Origin of the sequence: Streptomyces sp. PR69, assembly GCF_026420845.1 — a bacterium.
Classification (GTDB): Bacteria; Actinomycetota; Actinomycetes; order Streptomycetales; family Streptomycetaceae; genus Streptomyces.
In genome coordinates, this window is the sequence record NZ_JAOWCB010000073.1 from 1 (window position 1) to 2,895 (window position 2,895).

1 protein-coding gene is annotated in these 2,895 nt (G+C 73.0%); it reads left to right on the forward strand.

The window, feature by feature from the left end:
- Window positions 1-93: 93 nt before the first annotated feature.
- Window positions 94-2,895, forward strand: a 2,802-nt coding sequence (locus OF819_RS28910) for an ALF repeat-containing protein (RefSeq protein WP_267246612.1), incomplete at its 3' end; no start/stop codon positions are given.

The window sequence follows — 2,895 nt, forward strand, 5'->3', positions numbered from 1 at the left end:
ACGACCGTGGCCCAGGCGCTTCCCGCACAGGCAGCGGAAGCCCTTCCGGGGAACGCTCGTGCCCAGGCCGTCGAGGCGTGGAAGCTCGGCGGCGTGGCGACCAAGCGCGAGGCCGCCAAGGCGCTGACCGGGGCAGCCGACGATATGAGCGCGTTCCTCGGTGGCGCTCTGCACCGCGCCGAGGTTGAGGACGCCCGGTACGCCATCCTGAAATCGATGGCAGGTGCCGGAAAGGGCGTCGCCGCCGCGGCCGGCAAAGCGCTGGATGGTTCCGACGAGGATGTGCTCGCCTTCGTCAAGGACGGATTTGAGAAGCCGCTCCAGGACGACCGGCGCTTTGCGGTCCTGCGCGTCATGAACTCCGGCGGCAAGGCTGTCAATCGCGAAGGCCAGCGGGCTCTCGACAACGGCACGCCCGAGGCTCTGGACGCGTTCCTCCGGGAGGGCCTGGACAAGGCCGTCCAAGAGGACAACCGCTTTGAAGTGCTGCGCATCCTGAACTCCGGCGGGCCCAATGTGAAGCGGGCCGCCGAGCGTGCCCTGAACGGGGACGCTGACGGCATATCCGAGTTTCTGGAGCGTGGCCAGGACCTGGCCCGGGCGCGCGACCAGGAGACGATGACGGTCACGCAGCTGGCCCGGATCGCCACCGATGCCGGCAAGAAGGCCAAGGCCGAGACCGAGGCGGCGCTGGAAGCCGCCGAGGTCGCCGACAAGGCTGCGGCAAGGGCGAAGGCAGCCGCTGAGGACGCGGCGCGGCAGACCGCCGAGGCCAAGTCGGACGCGGACAAGGCCGGTCGTTACGCCACGAAGGCGGCGGCCGCCGCGGAGGGTGCCGCGGCTGCGGCCCGTACCGCGATCCGCGCGTCCAACAATGCGGTGGCCGCGGCTCGTACGGCTGCCCGTGCGGCTTCCAACGCCGCTTCCGCTGCTGCCGCCGCCAGCCAGGCCGCGTCCCGCGCCTACCGTGCGGCGAACGCCGCCGTGGCGGACGCGGGCCAGGCCAAGGCGGCCCGCCAGGCTGCCGAGCAGGCTCGTAACGCTGCGGCAGGCGCCCGTACTGCCGCGGCGGCGGCCGATCAGGCGGCCAGCGCTTCCGCAGCGGCCGGCCGGTCGGGCACTGCCGCGGCCTCGGCCGCGCGCAACGCGGCCGCTGCGGCCTCGGCCGCAGCACAGTCGAGCGCGCACGCCGGTGCCGCCAAGGCCGAGGCGGCCCGTGCGAAGCGGGCTGCGGCCATGGCCAACGCGGAGGCCGATCGGGCGACCCGCGCTGCCAACACTGCGGTGTCCCTGGCGAACCAGGCCGCCGCTGCCGCCCGTGCCACCCGGGCTGCGGCCAACGACGCGGCCAAGCACGCCGACGCGGCGGCCAAGGCCGCTGACAAGGCCGCGGCTGAGGCAGGCAAGGCGCAGAACGCCGCCGACATCGCCAAGGCGCACGCCGCTGCCGCGCTCGAAGCCGCCGAGACGGCGGGCAAGGCGACCACGCAGGCGGAGTCCGTCTTCAAGATCGCCCGCGAGGCCGAGGCCGAGATGCTGCAGGCCGACCTCGCCCGCGCCCTCGACGACGCGCGGGACCGCAAGGCATACGAAGGCGAGATGAGGGCGGTTGCCGGAAAGCAGCAGACCCTGGCCGCCCAGACGGACGAGACGACCAAGTCGCTTATCTCCGCAGCCGGCGAGAAGCTGGGCGAGGACGACAAGGGCGCGGTGCAGACAGCCCGCCAGGCCGCCGTCAATCTGCTGTCGAGCGAGGGCACCTGGACCCGTGCGGCCGCTGAAGACGCCCTGTCGGGTTCCGACGCGGACATGCTGGCCTGGGTGAAGCAGGACCGGCGTACCGCCGAGGAACTGGATGACCGCGAGAAGGCCGTCTTCTTCAGCCGGATCGGCTCGGCCAAAACGGCGGCGGCCGCGCAGGACGCCCTCGCCAAGGGGTCTGCCGAGGTCAGGGCGTTCCTGACCAAAGGTGCCTTCGACGCCCAGAGCGAGGAGTACCGTTACCAGATCCTGCGGATCATCAACGATGCGGGCAAGGCCGTCAAGGAGGCCGCGACCAAGGCGCTCGACGACGGTTCCACTGAGGCGCTGCACTCCTTCCTCGCCACGGGCTACGCCAAGGCGCAGGCCGAGGACGACCGCTTCCAGACGCTGCGACTGCTGGAACAGGGCGGACCGGCCGTGAAGGCCGCCGCGCACGTGGCGCTTGAGGGCACGGACTCGATGCGGCGCGCCTTCGTCGAGCGCGCCCAGTTCCGCGCCGCTCAGGCAGACCAGGACACCGCGGCACATGTCGCGGCGGTCCAGGCCCAGATCAGCGTCGCGGCCAAGGCCACGGCGAAGGCGTACGAGAACGCGGCCACTGCGGCAGAGGCCGCGGCCCGCGCCCAGGGCAAGGCGGACGAGGCCAAGGGCTACGCGGCCAAGGCCAAGGCCAAGGCGAACGAGGCGCAAGGCCACGCCACCCGGGCGCAGGGCTACGCCGAGAAGGCCGACGCGTCGGCCGCCAGCGCGGCCGCCTCCGCCCAGAAGGCCAAGGACGCCGCGGCCAAGGCACGTGTCGCCGGCCGCCAGGCCAACTACTCGGCCACCCAGGCCACCCTCTCCGCGCAGGCGGCGGTCGCCTCGGCGGCCAACGCCCAGGCATCGGCCAGCCGGGCCAAGCAGGCCGCTGTTCAGGCGGGTCAGGACGCGGCTGCCGCCCGCCAGGCGGCGAGCGAGGCCAAGCAGATCGCGCAGGAGAAGCGCCAGGCCGAACAGCGGGCGGAGGCCGAGGCCGCGAAGAAGCGAGCCGAAGAGGCCGCCAAGAACAACCAGCGCCCGGAGAACGACCCCAAGAACGACACGGCCAAGCTGCCCGGCGGCAAAGACGACGGCGGCAGCAGCGACGGCGGC